The sequence below is a fragment of the Arthrobacter bussei genome (assembly GCF_009377195.2).
Classification (GTDB): domain Bacteria; phylum Actinomycetota; class Actinomycetes; order Actinomycetales; family Micrococcaceae; genus Arthrobacter_D; species Arthrobacter_D bussei.
This window is the reverse complement of sequence record NZ_VJXX01000002.1, coordinates 339,457-360,283: the sequence shown is the minus strand read 5'-3', so window position 1 is coordinate 360,283 and position 20,827 is coordinate 339,457. Positions and strand designations below refer to the sequence as shown.

General features: G+C 70.3%; 21 protein-coding genes and 1 riboswitch. Of the genes, 10 read left to right on the top strand and 11 right to left on the bottom strand.

Annotation, left to right across the window (positions count from 1 at the left end; all coding sequences use genetic code 11):
- Positions 1-19: 19 nt before the first annotated feature.
- Positions 20-790 carry a lipoyl protein ligase domain-containing protein gene (locus tag FNH21_RS09915; RefSeq protein ID WP_241743147.1) on the top strand — a complete coding sequence of 257 codons (771 nt, stop codon included), beginning with the start codon at positions 20-22 and terminating at the stop codon, positions 788-790.
- 86 nt (positions 791-876) lie between these two features.
- On the opposite strand, the gene FNH21_RS09910 is transcribed toward FNH21_RS09915, so the two are convergent.
- From FNH21_RS09910 to FNH21_RS09900, 3 genes are all read right to left on the bottom strand, one after another.
- Positions 877-1,506, bottom strand: coding sequence for an MBL fold metallo-hydrolase (locus tag FNH21_RS09910; RefSeq protein ID WP_152814723.1), 630 nt, complete (start codon positions 1,504-1,506; stop codon positions 877-879).
- Complete coding sequence (locus tag FNH21_RS09905) at positions 1,506-2,591, bottom strand: S-(hydroxymethyl)mycothiol dehydrogenase (protein WP_152814721.1); 1,086 nt, start codon at positions 2,589-2,591, stop codon at positions 1,506-1,508. The genes FNH21_RS09910 and FNH21_RS09905 overlap by 1 nt, the downstream gene beginning before the upstream one ends.
- A 110-nt stretch (positions 2,592-2,701) precedes the next feature.
- Positions 2,702-2,959 (bottom strand): mycoredoxin, encoded by a 258-nt coding sequence (locus FNH21_RS09900; protein ID WP_055771854.1) that lies wholly within the window; start codon positions 2,957-2,959, stop codon positions 2,702-2,704.
- Positions 2,960-3,122: 163 nt separating this feature from the next.
- Between FNH21_RS09900 and FNH21_RS09895 the strand changes: the two genes are divergently transcribed.
- From FNH21_RS09895 to FNH21_RS09875, 5 genes are all read left to right on the top strand, one after another.
- Positions 3,123-3,425: a chorismate mutase gene (locus tag FNH21_RS09895; RefSeq protein WP_152814719.1), complete on the top strand. Its 303-nt coding sequence runs from the start codon at positions 3,123-3,125 to the stop codon at positions 3,423-3,425.
- Positions 3,426-3,625: 200 nt separating this feature from the next.
- Positions 3,626-5,620, top strand: coding sequence for a threonine--tRNA ligase (thrS, locus tag FNH21_RS09890; RefSeq protein WP_152815194.1), 1,995 nt, complete (start codon positions 3,626-3,628; stop codon positions 5,618-5,620).
- Complete coding sequence (locus tag FNH21_RS09885) at positions 5,620-6,255, top strand: HIT family protein (RefSeq protein ID WP_152814717.1); 636 nt, start codon at positions 5,620-5,622, stop codon at positions 6,253-6,255. Before thrS ends, FNH21_RS09885 begins: the two co-directional genes overlap by 1 nt.
- Complete coding sequence (pgsA, locus tag FNH21_RS09880) at positions 6,255-6,875, top strand: phosphatidylinositol phosphate synthase (RefSeq protein WP_152814715.1); 621 nt, start codon at positions 6,255-6,257, stop codon at positions 6,873-6,875. Before FNH21_RS09885 ends, pgsA begins: the two co-directional genes overlap by 1 nt.
- Before the next feature lie 216 nt (positions 6,876-7,091).
- Positions 7,092-7,292, top strand: a complete 201-nt coding sequence (locus tag FNH21_RS09875; protein ID WP_152814713.1) for a hypothetical protein — start codon at positions 7,092-7,094, stop codon at positions 7,290-7,292.
- A gap of 73 nt (positions 7,293-7,365) precedes the next feature.
- On the opposite strand, the gene FNH21_RS09870 is transcribed toward FNH21_RS09875, so the two are convergent.
- Together FNH21_RS09870 and FNH21_RS09865 are read right to left on the bottom strand one after the other, a co-directional pair.
- Positions 7,366-8,607, bottom strand: a complete 1,242-nt coding sequence (locus tag FNH21_RS09870; RefSeq protein WP_152814711.1) for an acyl-CoA dehydrogenase family protein — start codon at positions 8,605-8,607, stop codon at positions 7,366-7,368.
- Positions 8,608-8,669: 62 nt separating this feature from the next.
- On the bottom strand, positions 8,670-9,281 hold the full coding sequence (locus FNH21_RS09865) for an AmiS/UreI family transporter (RefSeq protein ID WP_152814709.1): 612 nt from the start codon (positions 9,279-9,281) through the stop codon (positions 8,670-8,672).
- A 35-nt stretch (positions 9,282-9,316) separates the two neighbouring features.
- A riboswitch (SAM riboswitch) is annotated at positions 9,317-9,430 on the bottom strand.
- 206 nt (positions 9,431-9,636) lie between these two features.
- On the opposite strand from FNH21_RS09865, the gene FNH21_RS09860 reads away from it, so the two are divergent.
- The gene (locus tag FNH21_RS09860; RefSeq protein ID WP_152814707.1) at positions 9,637-10,743 is read left to right on the top strand and encodes a spore photoproduct lyase family protein; all 1,107 of its coding nucleotides are present in this window, start codon (positions 9,637-9,639) and stop codon (positions 10,741-10,743) included.
- 220 nt (positions 10,744-10,963) lie between these two features.
- On the top strand, positions 10,964-11,878 hold the full coding sequence (gene pdxS, locus FNH21_RS09855; RefSeq protein WP_191931827.1) for a pyridoxal 5'-phosphate synthase lyase subunit PdxS: 915 nt from the start codon (positions 10,964-10,966) through the stop codon (positions 11,876-11,878).
- Between the two features lie 92 nt (positions 11,879-11,970).
- Here pdxS and FNH21_RS09850 read toward each other — a convergent pair whose 3' ends face one another.
- Both FNH21_RS09850 and FNH21_RS09845 read right to left on the bottom strand, forming a co-directional pair.
- Positions 11,971-12,741 carry a GNAT family N-acetyltransferase gene (locus FNH21_RS09850; RefSeq protein WP_152814702.1) on the bottom strand — a complete coding sequence of 257 codons (771 nt, stop codon included), beginning with the start codon at positions 12,739-12,741 and terminating at the stop codon, positions 11,971-11,973.
- A gap of 25 nt (positions 12,742-12,766) precedes the next feature.
- Positions 12,767-14,776: a M3 family metallopeptidase gene (locus tag FNH21_RS09845; protein WP_152814700.1), complete on the bottom strand. Its 2,010-nt coding sequence runs from the start codon at positions 14,774-14,776 to the stop codon at positions 12,767-12,769.
- A gap of 202 nt (positions 14,777-14,978) precedes the next feature.
- Between FNH21_RS09845 and FNH21_RS09840 the strand changes: the two genes are divergently transcribed.
- Both FNH21_RS09840 and FNH21_RS09835 read left to right on the top strand, forming a co-directional pair.
- Positions 14,979-16,553, top strand: a complete 1,575-nt coding sequence (locus FNH21_RS09840; protein WP_152814698.1) for an alpha/beta hydrolase domain-containing protein — start codon at positions 14,979-14,981, stop codon at positions 16,551-16,553.
- A gap of 91 nt (positions 16,554-16,644) precedes the next feature.
- Positions 16,645-17,178 carry a tetratricopeptide repeat protein gene (locus FNH21_RS09835; RefSeq protein WP_152814696.1) on the top strand — a complete coding sequence of 178 codons (534 nt, stop codon included), beginning with the start codon at positions 16,645-16,647 and terminating at the stop codon, positions 17,176-17,178.
- 157 nt (positions 17,179-17,335) lie between these two features.
- On the opposite strand, the gene FNH21_RS09830 is transcribed toward FNH21_RS09835, so the two are convergent.
- From FNH21_RS09830 to FNH21_RS09815, 4 genes are all read right to left on the bottom strand, one after another.
- Positions 17,336-17,902: a hypothetical protein gene (locus FNH21_RS09830; RefSeq protein WP_152814694.1), complete on the bottom strand. Its 567-nt coding sequence runs from the start codon at positions 17,900-17,902 to the stop codon at positions 17,336-17,338.
- 254 nt (positions 17,903-18,156) lie between these two features.
- Positions 18,157-18,516: a VOC family protein gene (locus tag FNH21_RS09825; protein ID WP_152814692.1), complete on the bottom strand. Its 360-nt coding sequence runs from the start codon at positions 18,514-18,516 to the stop codon at positions 18,157-18,159.
- A 137-nt stretch (positions 18,517-18,653) separates the two neighbouring features.
- A complete protein-coding gene (locus FNH21_RS09820; RefSeq protein WP_152814690.1) occupies positions 18,654-19,424 on the bottom strand; it encodes a type 1 glutamine amidotransferase in 771 nt (256 codons plus the stop codon).
- Positions 19,424-20,695, bottom strand: coding sequence for a Mur ligase family protein (locus FNH21_RS09815; RefSeq protein ID WP_152814688.1), 1,272 nt, complete (start codon positions 20,693-20,695; stop codon positions 19,424-19,426). Before FNH21_RS09815 ends, FNH21_RS09820 begins: the two co-directional genes overlap by 1 nt.
- Positions 20,696-20,827 lie beyond the last annotated feature (132 nt).

Here is a 20,827-nt window from a genome sequence, read left to right as displayed (position 1 = left end):
CGCTGCCTACGATGGAGGGATGAGCAATCCCTGGAACGGCGCCGACGCGCTCGCCGTCGTCGTCGAGGGTGGTCCCACGGATACGGATGGCTGCCTGGTGGACGACGCGACCGTGGGGGCCGGGCCGCGCGCCGCTGCCGACCTCGATCGGGGCATCGCCCTGCTGCGCGAGGTCGCCTCGGGGACCCGCCCGCCGACGCTGCGCCTCTACCGGCCCAGCCCTACCGTGGCCTTCGGCCAGCGGGACGCCCGCCTCCCCGGGTTCGCTGCCGCGGGCCGTGCCGCCGAGGAGCGCGGATTCACGCCGCTCGTCCGGCGGGCGGGGGGCCGGGCCGCGGCCTATCACGACGGCTGCCTGGTGGTGGACCACCTCGAACCGGCGGCCGACGGCGTCGCCGGTACGCGGGCGCGCTTCGCCGCCTTCGGCGGGTTCTTCGCGGCGGTGCTCGCCCGCGTCGGCGTCGATGCGCACGTGGGGGAGGTCCCGGGGGAGTACTGCCCGGGGGAGTTCAGTGTGCACGGCCGCCACGACGGCGTCCCCGCGGTCAAACTCGTGGGCACGGCCCAGCGTGTGATCTCCGGCGCCTGGCTGTTCTCGTCCGTCGTGGTGGTGGAGGACGCCACGCCGCTGCGTGCGGTCCTCTCGGACGTGTACGCGGCACTGGGCCTGGACTGGCTGCCCTCGACGGCGGGCGGGGCCGAGGACCTGGCTCCCGGACTCGCCGTCCATGACGTCGAGCACGCGCTGCTCGCCGCCTATGCCGCCGTCGTCCGCCTCGACCCGGCCTGACCGCCAGCTCGTCCGGGAACACGGCGTCCCGCCCCTCAGCGAGGAGGGACGGGACGCCGACGGACCGTGGTGCTGCAGCTCCTAGGTCAGTGCCCGCGGGCGATCCATTCCTCGAGGTGCGGGGCCTCGTCGCCGATCGTCGTGCTGTCGCCGTGACCCGTGCGGGCGATCGTGTCCGCGGGCAGCGTCAGCAGGCGCGTCCGGATGGAGTCGATGATCGTCGGGAAGTCGCTGAAGGAGCGCCCGGTGGCGCCGGGTCCGCCCTGGAAGAGCGTGTCGCCCGTGAAGACCGTGCCGGCCTCCTCGAGGTAGAAGCAGGTGGAGCCGGGGGAGTGCCCGGGCGTGTGCAGCGCGGTGAGGACGACACCGGCGACCTCGACCCTGTCTCCGTCGCCGATCCACTGGTCCGGGCTCAGCTCCGGGAACACCATGTCCCACAGTTCGCGGTCGGCCTCGTGCAGGTGGATCGGTGCCCGTACGGCGTCGAAGAGGTCCCCGACGGCACGGATGTGGTCGTCATGCGCGTGGGTCAGGAGGATCGCCCGCACGCTGCGACCGTTCACCTGCTCCACGATCGCCGCGGCATCGTGCGGTGCGTCGATGATGACGCACTCGTCGTCGTCACCCACGATCCAGACGTTGTTGTCGACGTCCCACGTGCCGCCGTCGAGCGAGAACGTGCCCGAGGTGACGAGGTGCTCGATCCGCGCGCCCATCAGAGTTCCACCACCGAGCGCAGCACCGCACCGCCGTGCATCTTCTCGAAGGCCTCCTCGACCTGGTCGAGGGAGATGCGCTCGGTGACGAAGGCCTCGAGGTCGAGGGTGCCCTGCAGGTAGTGGTTCACGAGCATCGGGAAGTCCCGGCTGGGGAGGCAGTCCCCGTACCAGGAGGACTTCAGCGACCCGCCGCGGCCGAAGACGTCCAGTAGCGGGAGTTCGAGGGTCATCTCGGGCGTCGGGACGCCGACGAGCACCACGGTACCGGCGAGGTCGCGGGCGTAGAACGCCTGCTTGTACGTCTCGGGGCGCCCGACGGCGTCGATCACGACGTCGGCGCCGTTCCCACCGGTGAGCGCGCGGACGGCCTCCACGGGGTCCTCGTCCTTCGAATTGACCGTGTAGGTGGCACCGAGGCCCTTGGCGAGCTCGAGCTTCCGGTCGTCGATGTCGACGGCGATGATCGTGGTGGCGCCCGCGAGCTTCGAACCGGCGACGGCCGCGATGCCCACCCCGCCGCACCCGATCACGGCGACGGAATCGCCGAGCGATACGTTGCCCGTGTTGATGGCCGCACCGATACCCGCCATGATGCCGCAGCCGAGGAGGCCGACGGCGGCGGCGTCGGCCGCGGGATCCACCTTGGTGCACTGCCCGGCTGCGACCAGCGTCTTCTCGGCGAACGCACCGATGCCCAGGGCGGCCGTGAGCTCGGTGCCGTCCTCGAGGGTCATCTTCTGGGTGGCGTTGTGCGTGTCGAAGCAGTACTGCGGCTCGCCGCGGCGGCACGCCCGGCACTCACCGCAGACTGCACGCCAGTTCAGGATCACGCGGTCACCCGGCGCCACCTGCGTGACGTCGTCACCCACGGCACTCACGACGCCGGTGGCCTCGTGTCCCAGCAAAAAGGGGAAGTCGTCGTTGATGCCGCCCTGCTTGTAGTGCAGGTCCGTGTGGCAGACGCCGCACGTCAGGATGTCGACGAGGGCCTCGCCGGGACCCGGGTCCGGCACCAGGATGGTCTCGATGGTGGCGGGGGCATCCTTCGCCCGCACCACGACTCCCTGAACTCTGTGCACCATGGTCTCGCTGTCCTTCCGCTGGGTACCTGCTGGCGGTCGGACCGCGTCCTGCCGGTCCGCCGTCCCCCAGCATAGGGGGGACGGCGGACGGGAACGGCGCCGGGTCCGGGCTAGACGGACAGGCGTGTCCTCACATCGGCGACGGACGGGTTGGTGGCCGTGCTGCCGTCCGGGAAGATCACGGTGGGGACGGTCTGGTTGCCGCCGTTGAGGGACGCCACGAGCTCGGCGGTGCCCTCGACCTCCTCGATGTTGACCTCGGTGTAGCCGATCCCCTGGGCGTCCAGCTGCGACTTCAGGCGTCGGCAGTACCCGCACCACGAGGTGGAGAACATGGTGATGGTTCCGGCGTCGGGCGTGTAGTCCACGGTGCTCCTCGAATCTGCGTGCGGTTCTCCCGCACGTGCTGTGATCTCTCAGCGGTCGGCATTCCCGCCCGCACCCTCCTCAACGCGCGTGGTGGGGCGGGCATTCCAGGACCCAGCCGCCGCCCCTGGCGCGCGCCGACCGGGACGACGGTAGGCTCACGGCATGCCCGGAGCGAACGAAGAGCAGAACGCGATGCAGCTGGCGGCGGTCCGCGTGGCCATCAACGAGGTGGACGAGCAGATCGTCTCCCTCATCTCGCGGCGCGAGCGCCTGGTGCGCCGTGCAGGTGCCCTGAAGCAGGACGACGCCTCCGTGCGCGCGCCGGCGCGGGTGGAGCAGGTGATCACGAACGTCCGGGGCTACGCGGCGAAGCTCGGGGTGGACCCCACGGTCGTCGAGCACACGTACCGTGCCATGATCTCGGCCTTCATCGACCTGGAGCTGAAGGTGCGGCGCGAAGGCTGACGCCCGTCGAACCTCCGCCGGTTCCCTGCGGCTCCCGCCGGCTCCCTGCGGCTCCCTGCGTCGAGCGTGTTGGTCGGCCGTCTGCCCAGCCGATACGATCAGGACGGCGGTTCCGGGCCCTCCCGAGTGCCGCCGCGCCCGTTCGGGCAACCATTTTCCACCCAGCACCGAGGAGACCTCCCGTGTCAGCGCCGCAGCCCATGAAACTCATCGTCGACGGCGAAGAGAAGCAGGCGACCACGGGGACCACCGGCACCGAGCTGTTCTCCGAGCGGCGCGACGTCGTCGTCATGCGCATCGACGGGGAATTGCGCGACCTCGACCAGGTACTGACGGACGGTGCGACCGTCGACGGTGTCACGCTCGAGGACCCGGCCGGGCTCGAGGTGCTCCGCCACTCCGCCGCCCACGTCATGGCCCAGGCCGTGCAGCAGCTGCGCCCGGGGGCGAAGCTGGGGATCGGCCCCTACATCACGGACGGTTTCTACTTCGATTTCGACGTCGAGGAGCCCTTCACGCCGGACGAGCTGAAGCAGCTCGAGAAGATGATGCTGAAGATCGTCAACGCCAACCAGCGCTTCGTCCGCCGCGTGGTGTCCGAGGACGAGGCCCGCGAGGCCATGAAGGACGAGCCGTACAAGCTCGAGCTCATCGACCTGAAGGGCGGCGCCACCGAGGAGGACGGCGCCTCCGTGGAGGTAGGCGCCGGCGAGCTGACCATCTACGACAACGTGGACCGCAAGTCCGGGGACGTGGTGTGGCAGGACCTCTGCCGCGGGCCGCACCTGCCCAACACCAAGCTCATCTCCAACGCCTATGCGCTGACCCGCTCGGCCGCCGCCTACTGGCGCGGGAGCGAGAAGAACAAGCAGCTGCAGCGCATCTACGGCACGGCCTGGCCCACCAAGGACGCGCTCAAGGCGTACCAGGAACGCCTGGCCGAGGCGGAGCGCCGCGACCACCGGCGCCTCGGAACCGAACTCGACCTCTTCTCCTTCCCGGACGAGCTGGGCTCCGGACTCCCGGTGTTTCATCCCAAGGGCGGAATCATCCGCAAGGAGATGGAGGACTACTCCCGCCGGCGCCACACCGACGCCGGGTACGAGTTCGTCTACACGCCTCATATCACCAAGGGCCACCTCTACGAGGTCTCGGGACACCTCGACTGGTACCGCGACGGCATGTTCCCCGCGATGCACGTCGACGAGGAGCTCAACGAGGACGGTTCGGTGCGGAAGCCCGGGCAGGATTACTACCTCAAGCCCATGAACTGCCCCATGCACAACCTGATCTTCCGGTCCCGTGGGCGCTCCTACCGTGAGCTGCCGCTGCGCCTGTTCGAATTCGGCTCGGTGTACCGGTACGAGAAGTCCGGCGTCGTCCACGGGCTGACGCGCGTGCGCGGCATGACCCAGGACGACGCGCACATCTACTGCACGCGGGAGCAGATGAAGGACGAGCTCACCGGGACGCTCACGTTCGTGCTCGGCCTCCTCAAGGACTACGGGCTCGAGGACTTCTACCTCGAACTTTCCACACGCAACCCGGAGAAGTCCGTCGGGTCGGACGAGATCTGGGACGAGGCGACGCGCACCCTCGCCGAGGTGGCCGAGGCATCAGGCCTCGAGCTCGTGCCCGATCCCGGGGGAGCGGCGTTCTACGGACCGAAGATCTCCGTGCAGGCCCGGGACGCGATCGGCCGCACGTGGCAGATGTCCACGATCCAGCTCGACTTCAACCTGCCCGACCGCTTCGAGCTCGAGTACCAGGCGGCGGACGGTTCGCGCCAGCGCCCCGTGATGATCCACCGGGCCCTGTTCGGCTCGATCGAGCGGTTCATGGGCGTTCTCACCGAGCACTACGCCGGTGCCTTCCCGGCCTGGCTCGCGCCGGTGCAGGTGCTCGCCGTCCCGGTTGCCGAGGCGTTCAACGAGTACCTCTACGACGTCGTCGACAAGCTGAAGGCCGAGGGCATCCGGGCGCAGGTCGATGCCGGATCCGACCGCTTCCCGAAGAAGATCCGTACGGCGAGCAAGGAGAAGGTCCCCTTCGTCCTCATCGCGGGAGGCGAGGACCAGGAGGCGAACGCCGTCTCCTTCCGGTTCCGTGACGGCAGCCAGGACAACCAGGTGCCCGTGGACGAGGCCGTCCGACGGATCGTGGAGGCGGTCCGCAGCAGGGAAGCGACCGTCTGATGGTGGCGGCGGACGGAGTGGACGCGCCCGTGGAGGGCGCCGCGAACGGCTATCGGGGCGACGCTGCGGTGACCGACGGCTTCGAGCTGGCGGGTGTGCCGGACGCGTTCCAGCGCCTGTGGACCCCGCACCGCCTCGCGTACATCAAGGGCGGCCAGGACCAGGTCAGCTCCGAGGAGACGTGCCCCTTCTGCCGCGCCCCCCGGCTCAGTGATGAGGAGTCGCTGATCGTGCACCGGGGAACCCATGCGTTCGTCCTGCTCAACCTGTTCCCCTACAACGCCGGTCACCTCCTCGTGGTCCCGTACCGGCACGTGCCCGACTACACGGACATCGACGAGGCGGAGACGGCCGAGGTGGCGGCCCTGACCCAGACCGCCATGCGCGTACTGCGCCGCGTCTCCCACCCGACGGGCTTCAATCTCGGGATGAACCAGGGGGCGACGGGCGGGGCCGGGATCGCCGCCCACCTCCACCAGCACGTGGTGCCGCGGTGGGGTGGGGACGGCAATTTCCTGCCGATCATCGCGCAGACCAAGGCCATCACCCAGACGCTCGGCGAGGTCCGGGCGCAGGTCGCCGAGGCATGGCCTCCGCGCGGGGACGACGCCGCTCCGCCGGAACCGGTCTCCTGATGCTGAACAGGTACGCCCGAGGTTTCTTCACCCGGCTGTTCACCCCGCTGGCGCGGTTGCTGCTGCGTTGGGGCGTGACGCCGGATGCCGTCACCATCGCCGGCACGATCGGGGTGGCGGGCGGTGCGCTGGTGTTCTACCCCCTCGGACAGCTGTTCTGGGGGACCGTGGTCATCACGCTCTTCGTCTTCTCCGATGTCATCGACGGGATCATGGCACGCCTGAAGGGGCACGGCGGCTCCTGGGGCAGTTTCCTCGACTCCACGCTCGACCGCATCGCCGACGGCGCGTTGTTCGCCGCCGTCGCCATCTGGTTCTTCACCGGCGGGCAGAATCCCGCCATCGCGATCGCTGCCCTGGCGTGCCTCGTGCTGGGCATGCTCGTGTCCTACGCGCGGGCCAAGGCGGAATCCCTGGGCTTCACGGCCGACGTCGGGGTGGCGGAGCGGGCCGAGCGGCTCGTGTCGGTCCTCGTGGTCACCGGCCTGACGGGCCTCGGGTTGCCGGAGGTCGTCCTGTTCGCCGTGCTCGTGATCCTGGCGCTGGCGAGCCTCGTCACGGTGTACCAGCGTGTCCGTGCCGTGCGGCGGCAGTCGCTCGAGGCGGCGTCGCCCTCCTGACCCGCTTGATCACGGGATCACGGGATCACGGGATCGCGCAGCGGGTAGCGGAGCCGGTGAGCGGCTGAGCGTCCTCGTAGCCGTCCAGGGTCGTGCCGAAGGTGCTCCGTGGTCCGGGTCCCGCTGCCAGCTTGTCCCGTCCGCCCGGCACCGATGAGTCCCGTGCGCGTGGACCGTCTAAGGGACACCGACGCTCCACGACGGAAGGACGGCGTCATGTCACCCCTCGGATTCCTGCCCGCGGACCTGCACATCGTCTCGCAGGGCGATCTCCTCCTCCTGCAGGCCGGCGGCACTGCGCGTGACCACCGCACCGGACCCGGCGCCGGAAGCCGCCGGTGCCCGCCCTGGCCCGACGAGGCGGTCGACAGCGTCCTGGACGAGCTCGAGCGCAGGGACGCCGCCGTGCCGCGGTGACCTGAGGTGGGTCAGTCCGTGCGATGCCGCGCGACGGCGACGGACGCGACGAGCGCGCCGCCGTCCCTCGGCGTCATGCGCCCGGCGCCGGCGCGGACCCGATGGACCAGATCCGCGGTGGTACGGCCCCGTTGACCGAATGGTCGCCGACGATCCTCGCCTTGAAGACCCAGGGGTTGTGGTTTGCCGCGGTGCGGGCGTTGCGCCAGTGGCGGTCGAGGTTCTTCGCCGTGCTCACGCCCGAGGCTGCGAGGGCGCCGAAGACGTCGGACGTGGCCCGCGTGGCGAGTGAGGACAGGATCACCTGGGCCTTCGCGGTCTCGAGCTCGGCGACGTCGTTGCGCCGCTCGTCCTCGGCCTCGTCGTCGAGGAACGCGCCCTCGTAGGCGTGCTGCAGCGCCCGCGCAGCACGCTCGACCGTCGCCTCCGCCGCGTACGCGGCCGCGGACACCTCCCCGACGACCTGCAGGATCTGGGGATCGGCCGCGAACGACGGCGCATTCCCGTGGCTGAAGATCCGCGTCCTGGTACGGACCTCGCGGGCGACGTCGTGCTCCGCACCCTTGATGGTCCCGGCAAGGACCGCAAGCAGCACCGCCTGGTAGAACGCGGTCTGGTACGCGAACCGGGTATCGAAGTCGATGACGTTCTCGGCGTCGACGCGTGCGGCGTCGAACGTCGACGTCCCGGAGCCGGTGGTCTGCTGGCCGAAGCCGTCCCAGTCGTCGGCGTGCGTGACGCCGGACTGGTGGGCACTGACGACGGCGATCACCTTGACGCCGTTGTCGGTGCGCTGGGCGAAGGTGTCGATCCAGTCGGCGAAGATGCTGCCCGTGGAGTAGTACTTGGTGCCGCTGATGAGGAACCCCCTGGAGTCCGGGTCGGGGCTGACCTTGGTGATCACGTCGCCGATCGTGACGCCGCCCACCTCGGTCCATGAGTTCCCGACCGTCTCGCCGTCGACGAACCGCCCGAGCCATGTCTCGCGCTGCGGGCCCGAGGAGACCAGCCGGTCCTCCACGAAGGCGAAGTGGCCGCGCAGGGCCTGCGGGATGTTTGGATCGGCCGCGGCGAGCTCGGTGAGCAGCCGGAACAGCTGCGGCAGGGAGGCGCCGAAACCGCCGTCGGCGACGGGGACCCGGAGGGCGCCGAAGCCTGCGTCGATCAGGGCGCGGATCTCGTTGCGGGGGAGTTCGTGCTCACGGTCCCGCCGGGAGGCGCCCTCGGCGATCCTGGCGAAGAGCGGGCGGAAGCGGGCGGCGAGGAGCTCGTAGTCGGCGTCCGCGGTGCGGGTGATGTTCGTGATGGTGGTCATGACGGACCTTTCGGTGGAGGGATTCAGGGCGGACGGGGCGCGGAGAGGGAGTGGAGCGGCCGTCAGGCGTCGACGGCGACCGGCTGCGCGGTGGTGACGCGGACGGGCCGGCCGCCGAGGGTGACGGCGACCGCGAAGAGGGCACCGAGTACCACGGCCGTCGCGACGACGGCCGTGGTCCCACCCGGCCAGGCGCCGTTGAGGCCGAGCAGCGCGGGAATCACGGTGCTGACCGTGCCCACGAGGATCGCGCTCCAGCCGGTGACCCGCGTGAGGCGCTCCGCGCCGCGGGCGAGGAGCAGGAAGAACAGGGTCCAGAGTGTGGCCCAGCCGATCCAGAGCACAGAGCTGACGGGGTCCTCGCGGGCCGCCGTGCCGGCGATGACGAGGGCGAGCACGGCGACGAAGCCGCAGAACCAGCCGACGCCGGCCGATCCGAGGCCGGCGACCGAGCTCAGGCCCACGTACAGGTAGGTCAGGCCGAACAGGACGATCCCGGCCGCCGATCCGGCGGCGCCGGGATCGGCCGAGGCGATGAGCAGCGCCACGACCAGTTGCAGCAGGCCGATCGCGAGGTTGAAGACACCGGCGTCGCGCGGGGTCACGCGGCCGAGCAGGGAGACGCCGTTGACGAGAAGGGCGGCCCCGGAGAGCAGGAGGCAGATGTACGACATGGATGTCCCGTCGTCAGGACGCGGACCAGGGGTGCGCGCCGTGCTTGCCCCGACGCGGGCTGCGCGGGGCCTGATCCTCACCTGGGGCACCCCGCCACGGAGGGGGTTGCCGTCCGACGAGCCAGGGCTTCGCGTCGGAACTCTTGATCTGTCCTCCGAGGCTAGGTCCTCCCACCGCCGGTGTGCCGGAATGCGTCGGAGCGTGACTTCCGATGACCCCCGATGACGCTCTGCGGCCTCGGGTGCCCTCACCTGTCGGACCGGGATCCGCGGTCGTCCTGGCCCCGGATGCCGGTGCCGGACACCCGTCGCCCGCGGAACATACGTACCCTTCGCAGTGTTGTACAGGGTGATGATGACGCCCCAGGAACAGGATCTGACCACGATCACCCCCACGCGCCTGTGGGTCCCGAAACACGTGCTGATCACGCGTGCAGCCTCCGAGCTACCGCACACCGCGGAGATCGTCCGCCGCTGCGAGGCAGCCGGAGTCGAGGACATCCGCATCCTCTCCGGCAATGCCCTGACGGGTCTCCGCGGTGCCACGGAGCGGGAGACCTACGCGTCGGCGAAGAACACGCTGGCCGTCGTCGTCGCACCGCCCAGTGCGCTGAAGCCCCAGCCGATCCCCCCGAGCGCCGACTGGCGGATCGACCTCGCGAAGGGTTGCCCCGCCCACTGCCAGTACTGCTACCTGGCCGGCTCGCTCCAGGGCCCGCCGGTGACCCGCGTCTACGCGAACCTCGACGACGTCCTCGACGGGGTGCGCACGCACGCCGGCCGGGGCACGGTGACGAGCGGCACCATCGAGCGCGGGGGAGAGGGCACCACCTTCGAGATGTCCTGCTACACCGACCCGCTCGGCATCGAGAACGTGACGGGCTCGCTCGCAGCGGCGATCTCCCGTGTGGGCTCGGGCGAGTTCGGCGAGGACGTCCAGCTGAGGTTCACCACGAAGTTCGACGACGTCGGCGAGCTGGTGACGCTGGATCACGGCGGCCGGACGCGGGTGCGCTTCTCGGTCAATGCCGCCGAGGTGGCCAACCGCTTCGAGGGTGGGACGGCCAGGATGCCGGCACGGCTCACGGCGCTCCGCGCGGTCGCCGCGGCAGGCTACCGCGTGGGCCTGACCATCGCCCCCATCATGCCCATCCCCGGCTGGCGCGAGCAGTACGGCGCGTTGCTCGACGACGTCGCCGCTGCCCTCGACGGCATCGATGCCCTCGACCTCACGGCCGAGATCATCACGCACCGGTTCACGCCCGCCAGCAAGGAGGTGCTGCTCGGCTGGTACCCGCGGACGAAGCTCGAGATGGACGAGGACCTGCGGAGCCAGAAGCGCTCGAAGTTCGGCGGTGTCAAGTACGTGTACCCGAAGCAGACCATGAGTGAGATGCGGACCTGGTTCGTCGAGGAGCTCGAGCGGCGCGTCCCGGCGGCCCGCCTGCTCTACTGGACCTGATCGGGGCATCCGGGCGGATCTGTGCCGTCCGGGCCCCCACCGGCCCGACCGGAGCGGATGTTCCTCGGGCAGGTCGGGGTCCTCATGCCCTGTCCGCACCCGCCGGCCCCGTGGAGCGGGCGGGCCGGCAGCTCTCCCAGGAGGCGCCGCGGCGGCCGGAACAGTGCCCCGGGCGTCGTATCATGAAGGGTCAGCTTTTTTCTACCTTGAGGGGCAAGTTGTGTCCACCGTTGAAGACAATTCGGCAACCACAGCACAGACCGGCGGAAGCCGGGTCAAGCGGGGTATGGCCGAAATGCTCAAGGGCGGCGTCATCATGGATGTCGTCACAGCCGATCAGGCCCGCATCGCCGAGGACGCCGGTGCAGTGGCCGTCATGGCGCTCGAGCGGGTTCCCGCGGACATCCGCGCCCAGGGCGGCGTGTCCCGGATGAGCGATCCCGACATGATCGACAGCATCGTCGAGGCCGTCTCCATCCCGGTGATGGCCAAGGCGCGCATCGGTCACTTCGTCGAGGCGCAGGTCCTGCAGTCGCTCGGTGTCGACTACATCGACGAGTCGGAGGTCCTCACGCCGGCCGACTACACGAACCACATCGACAAGTGGAAGTTCCAGATCCCCTTCGTCTGCGGTGCCACCAATCTCGGTGAGGCGCTGCGTCGCATCAACGAGGGCGCTGCGATGATCCGCTCGAAGGGCGAGGCCGGCACCGGTGACGTCTCGAACGCCACGATGCACATGCGCACCATCCGCGCGGAGCTCAACCGGCTGTCCTCCATGGCCGAGGACGAGCTCTACGTCGCCGCCAAGGAACTCCAGGCGCCCTACGAGCTGGTCAGGGAGGTTGCCTCGGCCGGCCGCCTCCCCGTGGTGCTCTTCACCGCCGGCGGGATCGCGACGCCGTCGGACGCCGCGATGATGATGCAGCTCGGTGCGGACGGCGTGTTCGTCGGTTCCGGGATCTTCAAGTCCGGCAACCCGGCCGAGCGCGCCAATGCGATCGTCCAGGCGACCACCTTCCACGACGACCCCGACATGATCGCCAAGGTCTCCCGCGGACTCGGCGAAGCCATGGTCGGCATCAACGTGGACGAGATCCCGCAGCCGCACCGCCTCGCAGAGCGCGGCTGGTAGTACGTCCCGTCCCCGATCAGGGACGCGAGGATTCAGGAGGACCGCAGCCCGCACGGGCTGCGGTCCTCCTGCCGTTCCTGGCCGGAACCGGCTTACGGGCGTGCGGACCCGTCGAGCTGCAGCGAGAACGTCTTCCCGCGGCCCAGCAACGTGAAGCCGCGTCGGGAGAAGAACTGATAGCCCTGGGGAGTGGCGTTGACCGCGAGGTCGCGGGCGCCGGCCGCCGCGGCCCGCCGTGCCGTCGTCGCCACCAGGGAGGTCGCCAGTCCCTGCCGCTGGTGATCCGGGAGCACCTCGAGGTGCTGGATGCCGCCGAGGCCGCGCAGCCCGGCGACGCCGGACGGATAGAACGAGTAGGCGGCTCCGGTGATGTTCCCGGTGTCGGCCGACCGTGACACTGCATGCCACGCTTGGCGGGGCTGCGATCGCACCACGCGCAGTTCCTGCGCCAGGGGTCCGGTGTAGTCGGGCACCTCGTCCGTCAGTCGGGCGGGGCCCGCGTCCCCGCCATCGTCGTCGCCCTCCTGCGCCACGCCCGTGTCACCGGCGACGGCGGACACCGGTGCGGCCATCCACCACGGCTGCCAGCTCGGCTCGAAGCGGAGGTCCCGGAGCTCGACGGCGTCCACGGCCCCGTTCAGCCACACGCGGACCGAGGCGGCGCCGAGCCGTACTCCTTCGGCCAGCGCGGGCCGCACGGCGGCGGCGCTGACGGCGGAGGGGAACATCAGCCCGAGCTCACGCCGCGCCGGCAGCCAGACCCAGGTGTTCCCGTGCGTCGAGAACGTCCTCCCACCCGTCGCCGTCGCCAGCGCCGCCGACCATGCCGTCTCCAGCCGCTGGCACTGCGCGATGGTCACCATGCGGGTGCGCCCGGACGGACGCCTCTCACGCGAGACCGCGCCGCACGAGCAGGGGCTGCAGGTCCGCGTCGCGTCCGCGGAACCGGCGGAAGGCCTCCAGCGGATCGATGCTGTTGCCCCGGGACAGCAGCTCGCGCCGGAAGTGGTCGCCGTTCTCGCGCGTCAGGCCGCCGGAGGTCCTGAACCACTCGACCGTGTCGGCGTCGAGCATCTCGCTCCAGATGTAGGCGTAGTAGGACGCCGCGTACCCGCCGGCGAAGATGTGCTTGAAGTAGGACGTACGGTAGCGCGGCGGGACCGGCGTGAAATCCACGCCCGCTTCCGCGAGTGCGGCGGCCTCGAAGGCCAGCGGGTCCTCGATCACCGGGCCGGCGGGGATGGAGTGCCAGGCGAGGTCCAGCAGGGTGGCGCCGAGGTAGGCCGTGGTCTCGAAGCCCTCGCCCCAGGCGCCCGCCGCGTGGATGCGGTCGATGACGTCCTGGGGGAGCGCCTCCCCGGTCTCGTGGTGGCGTGCGTAGTTCGCGACGATCTCGGGCCACAGGATCCACATCTCGTTGACCTGTGAGGGGTATTCGACGAAGTCGCGCGGGACGGCGGTCCCGGCGAACAGCGGATAGGTGACGTCCGAGAACAGGCCGTGCAGGGCGTGGCCGAACTCGTGGAATGTCGTGACCACCTGGTCGTAGGACAGCAGTGTCGGCTCGCCCGCGCCCGGCTTCGACAGGTTCAGGTTGTTGACGACGACGGCGCGCGTGCCCTCGAGCGCTGACTGGTCCACGAACGAGTTCATCCAGGCACCGCCGCTCTTCGTGTCACGCGTGTAGTAGTCGCCGAGGAACAGGCCCAGCCCTGACCCGTCCGCATCGAAGACCTCCCAGACGCGGACGTCCGGGTGGTAGCCGACGAGGTCGGGGCGCTCCGTGAACGTGAGCCCGTACAGCAGGTTCGCGGCGTGGAACACGCCGTTGTCGATGACGCTCTCCAGTTCGAAGTACGGGCGCAGCGCGTCGAGGTCCACGTCGAACTTCGCCTTCCGCACCCGCGACGCGTAGAACGCCCAGTCCCACGGTTCGATCGGGTGCCCGGCCTCGGCCTCGAGTTCCGCGGCCTCGGTCCTGGCGTTACGGACGGCCGGAGCGGCCAGCTCCCGCATCCGGTCCATGATCGTGGCGAGCGACGGCGCCGTCTGGTTGTCGGTCGCCGCCGCTGCGTGCGTGTCGAACCCGAGCAGGGCTGCGCGTTCGGCGCGGAGGGTCGCCATGCGGGTCGCGATCGCGAGGGTGTCCGCCTCGTTGCCGCGCGCTCCGCGGTTGACGGACGCCTCGTGGAGCCTGCGGCGGACGTCCCTGTCCGTCAGCAGCTCCAGCGCGGGCTGGGCGGTCGGCAGGATGAGGGTCAGCAGGTACTTGCCCTCGTGTCCCGCCTCCGCGGCAGCTCCGGCGGCGGCGGAGACGGCATCGGATGACAGGCCGTCGAGTTCGTCCGCGCGGTCGAGGAGCAGCGCCGAATCGTTGGTGTCCTTCAGGAGTTTCTGGGAGAACTCCGTGCTGAGGGCCGAGAGCTCGGAGTTCAGGCGGCGCAGGGTCACCTGGGCGTCGTCGTCCAGTTCCGCACCTGCCCGGACGAAGCTGCGCAGGTACTCCTCGACCAGGCGCACGGATTCGTCGTCGAGCCCGTCGAGCGGCACCCGGCGGAGACGCTCGAACAGGGGCCGGTTCAGCTTGATGTTGTCCTCGTGCTCGGCGAGCCGCGGCGCCACCTGCTGTTCGAGATCCTGGATGAAGGGCGTCGCGTGGCTGACCGAGTTGCTGAAGAACACGCTCGCGACCCGGTGCAGCGTACCCCCGGCGCGTTCGAGTGCCACGACCGTGTTCTCGAAGGTCGGGGCCTCGGCCGAACCGGTGATTGCGTCGATCTCCGCGAGGTGCTCGGCGAATCCGGCGTCGAAGGCGGGCAGGTAGTGCTCCTCCTGCAGGGCGGCGAAGGGTGGCAGCTGGTAGTCGAGGGTGCTCGGCTCGAGGAAAGGGTTGCTCATGAGAACTAACTTTTGCACGTTGTTGCACGTATGCGCACCACCCTTGACCCGTCCGGATCACGCTCCCTAGGGTCGGGAATGCTTCGCTGCCTGATGATCGGCGTCCTTCCGGGGGCGCCACCAGGACAGGGGCGGCCGGCACAGGAGCCGGTTGCCGCGGAGCACGCCGGGCAGCGCAGCCCGGTCCCGAGAAGGAGCACCCATGAGAACCCGTTCCCGAACATCCGTCCTGCTGACACTGTCGCTGGCCCTCAGCGGGGTCACCGTCGCGGCCGTCCCGGCAGCAGCGGCACCACCGCCGGCTCCGGCCCGCGTCGTCGCCCCCCTCGCCGCCGAGGGGACGACGCCGATCCCGGCCGTCGAGGGCCCCCTGGCCTCCACGGCGCAGTCCTACCCCTTCGGAGCGGCGGACCACCAGGAGGTGCCGCAGGATCTCTCCCGCCTCGGGTACGTGGAGGAGGAGTACCTCGTGAGCGGTACCTCCAACGTCTACACGTGGCCTGCGGCAGGGCCCGCCGAGATCCGTACCCCCGACGCTCCGTACAGCACCCGCGTGCTGGTCCGTAAGCCGGCCAAGGGCCAGGCCTTCAGTGGCAACGTGATCGTCGAGATGCTCAATCCGAGCAACCTCTTCGACCTCAACATCGGCTGGGCCGTCGCGCAGGAGCAGATCGTCGCCAACGGCGACGCCTGGGTGGGCATCACCGCCAAGCCGATCGCCGTCGAGGCGCTCAAGAACTTCGACGCGGAGCGGTACGCCTCGCTGTCCTTCGCCAATCCGCTGCCCCTGACCGATCCGGCCAACTGCGCAACGGTCGCCGCGGACTCCTCCAGAACCACGGAGAACGGGCTCATCTGGGACATCTATTCGCAGGTGGGTGCCTGGCTGAGGAGCGACGACGCCAGGAACCCGCTGCGCTACGGCGCGCAGACGACCCGCGTGGAGCACGCCTACGGCTTCGGATACTCCCAGACCGGTGGTTTCCTCGTGAACTACATCAACGGCGTGCACCCGCTCGTCGTCGAATCGGACGGAGCGCCGATCTACGACGCCTACCTCGTCGCCGTGGCCGGTGGCGCCTTCGCCGGCGCGTACCCCATGAACCAGTGCGAGCCCGCTCCTCCGGCCACCGATGTCCGCCGCCAGTTCAGGGACGTCGGCGTGCCCATCATGCGCATGATGTCGCAGTCCGACTATCTCCTCGGCATCGGCTCCCGCCGGGAGGACAGCGATGCGCCGGGCGACCAGTACCGCCACTACGAGATGGCCGGAGCGGGCCACGCGACCCCGGACGAGCTGACGTTCTCCGCGTCCTCCGCGGACATCCTCGCCGCGGATCGCGCCGTCCCGCCGGCATCCTGCAACGAGGGGCCACGCAGCCGGTTCCCGAGTTCGATCTTCTTCAACGCAGCGCTGCGGAACCTCGATGCCTGGGTGCGCGACGGCGTCGCGCCTCCCCGCGCGGAGCCCATCCTGGTGCGTAACGGCGCGCCGGTCCTCGACCGGTTCGGCAACGTGCAGGGCGGCCTCCGGTCGCCGTTCCTCGACGCGCCCACCAGCACCTGGTACGGCACGGCGACGGGCGCGTCCTTCTGCTTCATCGCAGGATACGAGCGCCCCCTGTCCCAGACGGTGATCGACAGCCTCTACCGGAACCACGGAACCTACGTGAAGGCGGTCAAGGACAGCGCACGCAGCCTGGAACGCGAGGGCTTCCTGACCACCTACGACGCACGCGAGCTGCAGAGGGACGCCGCGCAGAGCAGAATCCCCTGATGGTGGGGTGAACAGGAGAGGCCTCCGCTCCGGCGGGGGCCTCTCTGCGTGGACGGCCGGAAGGGGACATCGGCTGTGGCAGGGTTGTCGGATGGACGAGCAGACCTGGGAACAGCGGATCGGGACCTACTGGGAGCAGGAGTTCGACGACACGCGTCCCGAGGAATCCGGTGCCCGGATGCGCGACCTGGTCGCCGTGCGGCCCGACGGCGATGCGGCAGCCCTCTTCGAGTACGCGGGCGTGCACGACGCCCTCGGTCTCGAACACGAGGCGATCCCCCTGTATCGTGCGGCGATCCGTGCGGGCCTCGAGGGCGAGCGCGCCACCCGCGTGTTCATCCAGCTGGCCAGCACCCTGCGGAACGTCGGCGCGTCGGCCGAGGCGGTGCGGATGCTCGAGTCGATGCCGGTGACGGAGGCCGACGAGGCGGCGCGTCAGGCCTTCCTGGCCCTCGCCCTCTACGACGAGGGACGCTATGGCGATGCCCTGCGCACCGCACTCGCGGCCCTGATCCCGACGCTCGACGGCTACCGGAGAGCGCTCGGTGCCTACGCCGACGAGCTGCCGAGCACGACGTCGGACCGCGTCGCGTCCCCGCAGCCGGTCGGGCATCGCCGCGAGTGACGTGGCGTCCGTCCTCCGCGGCACGGTCACGGCCTCACTCCGCGGTCACGGCTTCCCTCCGCGGTCACGGCCCGCCTCCACGGTCACCTCCATCGCCGTCCGACGCGGATGGCAACGAGCACGGTGCGGGCTGTCCTTGGCGGGGCGGGTGCGAGTCCTAGCTTTCCTTGCCTAGGCGGTCGCGCGTCCTGAGCGCATCCGCACCGAGGGTCGCAGCCGTGCTGCCCACACCGAGGACCAGGCCGATGCGGGTGTGCGGGAGCCGCGTACCTCTGTCGGCAAGGCGCTCCCCGACACCGAAAACGAGCCGTTCCATGCCGACGGTCAGCGCGATGCTCCCGCCGAGGAAAACCACGGCCGCTCCCGCGAGCACCACCGGGTGGCGCACCGGGTGACTGACGGGGTGGCGCATCGGCGATCGGAAACGCGGGCCGCGGGCGTTGCCGCAGCGTCGATCGGTGGTCGACCGGGGTGATGGAGGATCGGCGGGGGCACCTGGGTCGCCGGGCTCCGGCTCCGGTGCAGCGTCGTCGCCGGCGGTGTGCCTGCCGCGTCTGATCATCGCGATCCCGTAGGCCGCACTGGCCGTGAGGATCATCGTCTTGGCGACGACGCGCACCGGCCTGCTCGTGGTGTAGTCGGGCAGGGCGTACCAGAGGATGATGCCCAGTCCGGACAGGAGATCGGCTGGCAGTGGGAGGGGAGGTGCGGTCTTCGGCGACATGGGATCCACGCTACGGACCTGTCCGGCGCGGGCGCATCCGCCGTCGTGCTGATCCCGGTGTCCTCCGCGCGGAGGACGGTCACCCGTCCGGCGGAGGAGAACCAGCCCACCCGGCGGAGCGGAAGGCCTGGACGCCGGAGCAGAATGCGCTGGAGGCCAGAGCGGACCCCGCCCGGACACCGGCCGTGCCCGCCACGGAGTCGGGCGGGCACGGCGTCGGGCGGGCACGGCGTCGGGTCCACGTCGTCCGCAGGTCAGCCGTTCGGGGGGCTGTAGAGCTGGAGGTCGTTGCCCTCGCTGTCCTTGAACGGGAGGATGCGACCCCACGGGTACTCGCTGATGTCGCCCTCCACGGACGCTCCACCCCGGGCGGCGATGCGCTCGAGCTCGTCCTCGATGGAGCCTTCCGGCTCGAGGCTGATGACGGCTCCGCCGCCTGCTCCGCCATGGGTGTCCTCCCGTGCGTTGAGGCCGATGGTGAGCCCGCCGGCGTCGATCTCGGCCCACTCGTCCTCCTGCATGCTGACGTCCAGTCCCAGGGTGTCCCGGTAGAAGGCCAGCGCGCGGTCCATGTCCTCGACGGGGACCCAGACGGTTGCTACTCCCTTGGCCATGATGCTCCTTCCGCGGATCCGGAGGGGATCCAGAGGGTTCGCGGACCCGGCCGGGCCCGTCCCTCGGCACGCTACCGGCCGGTCGGAGCCGGCGCTCCGCAGGAGAGGACCCTTGACGGCGGCTCGCCCGTGCTGTCCTATCGGGGGCGCTCGGCGGCGTGGCTGCGCGCGAGATCGGCCAGGGAATCGTCCAGGCCGGCGGCGTCGAAGGAACCGAACTTGCGCTCGGCGGCGCTGCGCAGGAGGAAGTCGGCGATGGCCGGGTTCTTGGGCAGGAGCGAGCCGTGCAGGTAGCTCGCCACGATGTTCCGGTAGCGCGCCCCCTCGTGCTTCTCCTCGGCGTTGTTGCCCGCGCCCTTGACGACGGTCGCGAGCGGCGTGACGCCTTCGCCGAGGAAGGTCTGTCCGCTGTGGTTCTCGTAGCCGTGGATGTCACCGAATTCCTCGCTGGTGGCGACGACGTTGCCGATCAGTCGCTCCGTGCCACCCCGCGTCTCGAGGTCCAGCACGCCGATGCCGGGGATCACGGTGCCGTCGTGCGTCCGGAACTCCCTCCCGAAGAGCTGGTACAGACCGCAGATGAGCAGCATGGGCGTGCCGTCCTCCGCGAGCTCGCGGAGCCGCGGAGCGATCGACTGGAGGTCGTCCTGGATGACCACCTGGCCGCTGTCCTGGCCGCCGCCACCGATGATGACGTCGATGTCCGCGGGGAAGGCGTCGCCGGCATTGTGTTCGAGGATCTCGGCGCCGTAGCCGCGCCAGGCGAGCCGCTGCTTGAGGACAAGGACGTTGCCGTAGTCGCCGTAGATGTTCATCTCCCGTGGGTACAGCTGCAGGATGCGCAGCGTCCCCTTCGCCGGGTCGGCAGGAGCCTCGCTGAGGTGGCTGGCGGACGGTGCATCGGTCATCAGGAGACCACCTCGACCTTCGTGATCTTGGAGAGTTCGCGGCGCACGGCGAGCATCGCCGTGTAGGTGCAGAAGATGCGCTTGGGGCGGCCCGCCGAACAGCCGATGAACTGCTTGAGCCCGTCCGGGATGTCGGTCTCGACGGCGCCCACGCGGACGTCGTCGTACTTCAGGCGGAGCGCCATGTCGTAGGCGCGGACCCCGCTGACCATCTCGACGCCGCCGAGTCCGAGCGAGTCGAAGTCGACGTCCCAGAGCCATGACATGTCGCGGCCGTCGGCGTAGTTGTCGTTGATCGCGATCATCGTCGCGCAGCCGGCAGGATCGAACGATTTCAGCCCGAGCCGGAAGCCGCTCGGGTTCTTCACGAGGACCAGTTCCAGGGGAAGACCGTCGACGACGAGGCTCTCACCCCGTCCGAACGCGGGCTCGACGGCGGCCAGGGACGCGTACAACCCGTCGTCGTCGGCGGTTCCCGCCATGACGGTCCGCGCCGCAGCGAGCGCGGCGGCCGCGTTGAAGATGTTGTAGACGCCCCGGAGGCGGAGGTCCGTGCGGGTCACCGCGCCGTCCGCCTCGAACTCGGCGGAGTTGCCGTCGACCGAGCGGAGGACCACGTCGGCAGGCAGGGCGGAGGCAGGAGCGGTGCCGGCCGCTCCGCGCAGTTCGTCGTCGTTCGGGAACGTGCTCCGCAGCGACTCGTCGAGGCCGAAGTACACGACGTCGGCAGCCGTGACCGACGAGGCGATACCGGCGACGCGCGGGTCCTCGCGGTTGAGCACGACGGTGCCCGTCGTGGCCAGGGCGATGCGCTCGAGCAGCCGCGTGGTGGCGTCGATCTCGCCGAAGCGGTCCAGTTGGTCGCGAAGTACGTTGAGGAGCAGGGAGAAGCGAGGGGGGACGAGCTTGACGAAGTGCACCGCGTGCGCCTCGTCGAGCTCGAGCACGGCGACGTCCGCCGTCAGGCGCCCGCGCCAGTCCACCTCGCCGAGCAGCGCGGCGGCCACGCCGCGCGTGAAGTTGCTGCCGGTGCGGTTGGTGAAGACCCTCAGGCCCTGGCCCTCGAGGAGCTCCACCACCATCTTGGTGGTGGTCGTCTTGCCGTTCGTCCCGCTGACGACGACGACGCCGCGGGGGAGGGTGGACAGCGCGCGGGCCATGAACCCGGGGTCGAGGCGCTCGACCACGAGGCCGGGAAGGGCGGAGCCGCCGCCGCGCAGGCGGGACGCGATGCGCACGGCCTTGCCCACGAGGACTGGAAGGGGATTCATGCCTCCACGATATCGCTGGGCCGGTGCTCTTCCCGCTAGGCGGTGGACGAGACGCCGCCGGCTGCGCCGGCTGCGCCCGGCCTACGACCTAGAATCGAGGGATGACCTCCTCGTCCTCCTCGGCGCCCCTGC

What these genes read in the sequence shown, in the direction of transcription:
- FNH21_RS09915 (WP_241743147.1), top strand. Translation starts at nt 20, where the DNA reads ATGAGCAATCCCTGGAACGGCGCCGACGCGCTCGCCGTCGTCGTCGAG.
- FNH21_RS09910 (WP_152814723.1), bottom strand. Translation starts at nt 1,506, where the DNA reads ATGGGCGCGCGGATCGAGCACCTCGTCACCTCGGGCACGTTCTCGCTC.
- FNH21_RS09905 (WP_152814721.1), bottom strand. Translation starts at nt 2,591, where the DNA reads ATGGTGCACAGAGTTCAGGGAGTCGTGGTGCGGGCGAAGGATGCCCCC.
- FNH21_RS09895 (WP_152814719.1), top strand. Translation starts at nt 3,123, where the DNA reads ATGCCCGGAGCGAACGAAGAGCAGAACGCGATGCAGCTGGCGGCGGTC.
- thrS (WP_152815194.1), top strand. Translation starts at nt 3,626, where the DNA reads ATGAAACTCATCGTCGACGGCGAAGAGAAGCAGGCGACCACGGGGACC.
- FNH21_RS09885 (WP_152814717.1), top strand. Translation starts at nt 5,620, where the DNA reads ATGGTGGCGGCGGACGGAGTGGACGCGCCCGTGGAGGGCGCCGCGAAC.
- pgsA (WP_152814715.1), top strand. Translation starts at nt 6,255, where the DNA reads ATGCTGAACAGGTACGCCCGAGGTTTCTTCACCCGGCTGTTCACCCCG.
- FNH21_RS09875 (WP_152814713.1), top strand. Translation starts at nt 7,092, where the DNA reads ATGTCACCCCTCGGATTCCTGCCCGCGGACCTGCACATCGTCTCGCAG.
- FNH21_RS09870 (WP_152814711.1), bottom strand. Translation starts at nt 8,607, where the DNA reads ATGACCACCATCACGAACATCACCCGCACCGCGGACGCCGACTACGAG.
- FNH21_RS09865 (WP_152814709.1), bottom strand. Translation starts at nt 9,281, where the DNA reads ATGTCGTACATCTGCCTCCTGCTCTCCGGGGCCGCCCTTCTCGTCAAC.
- FNH21_RS09860 (WP_152814707.1), top strand. Translation starts at nt 9,637, where the DNA reads ATGACGCCCCAGGAACAGGATCTGACCACGATCACCCCCACGCGCCTG.
- FNH21_RS09850 (WP_152814702.1), bottom strand. Translation starts at nt 12,741, where the DNA reads ATGGTGACCATCGCGCAGTGCCAGCGGCTGGAGACGGCATGGTCGGCG.
- FNH21_RS09845 (WP_152814700.1), bottom strand. Translation starts at nt 14,776, where the DNA reads ATGAGCAACCCTTTCCTCGAGCCGAGCACCCTCGACTACCAGCTGCCA.
- FNH21_RS09840 (WP_152814698.1), top strand. Translation starts at nt 14,979, where the DNA reads ATGAGAACCCGTTCCCGAACATCCGTCCTGCTGACACTGTCGCTGGCC.
- FNH21_RS09835 (WP_152814696.1), top strand. Translation starts at nt 16,645, where the DNA reads ATGGACGAGCAGACCTGGGAACAGCGGATCGGGACCTACTGGGAGCAG.
- FNH21_RS09830 (WP_152814694.1), bottom strand. Translation starts at nt 17,902, where the DNA reads ATGTCGCCGAAGACCGCACCTCCCCTCCCACTGCCAGCCGATCTCCTG.
- FNH21_RS09825 (WP_152814692.1), bottom strand. Translation starts at nt 18,516, where the DNA reads ATGGCCAAGGGAGTAGCAACCGTCTGGGTCCCCGTCGAGGACATGGAC.
- FNH21_RS09820 (WP_152814690.1), bottom strand. Translation starts at nt 19,424, where the DNA reads ATGACCGATGCACCGTCCGCCAGCCACCTCAGCGAGGCTCCTGCCGAC.
- FNH21_RS09815 (WP_152814688.1), bottom strand. Translation starts at nt 20,695, where the DNA reads ATGAATCCCCTTCCAGTCCTCGTGGGCAAGGCCGTGCGCATCGCGTCC.